Genomic DNA, 289 nt, shown 5'->3' on the forward strand with positions numbered 1-289 from the left:
TGACCGCGTTGATGCAGTTGGCGGCATATGCCGACCAGCTCGACCGTCTCGGCGCGCCGCGCAGCGGCCGGGTGGAACTGCTGCTCGGCGACGGCACGACCTCGACGCACGCCGTCAGCGACCTCATGCCCGTCTTCCGGCTGCGCCGGCAGCGACTGCGCGCGCTCATCGCCGACCGTGACATCGCGGCCGGCGTCGACGCTGCCCCGATCGGGTGGGGAGATGACCGCGGCGAACTGAGGATCGTCGCGTGCGGGCGGTGCGCGACGTGCGATGCGGAGGTGGTCGC

General features: G+C 72.7%; 1 protein-coding gene. It reads left to right on the top strand.

Annotation, left to right across the window (positions count from 1 at the left end):
- A partial coding sequence (locus tag SAY88_RS24895) for a hypothetical protein (RefSeq protein ID WP_332635104.1) occupies window positions 1–289 on the top strand: 289 nt, incomplete at both ends.

Source organism: Halalkalibacter flavus, assembly GCF_036663575.1.
Classification (GTDB): domain Bacteria; phylum Bacillota; class Bacilli; order Bacillales; family Bacillaceae_D; genus Halalkalibacter; species Halalkalibacter flavus.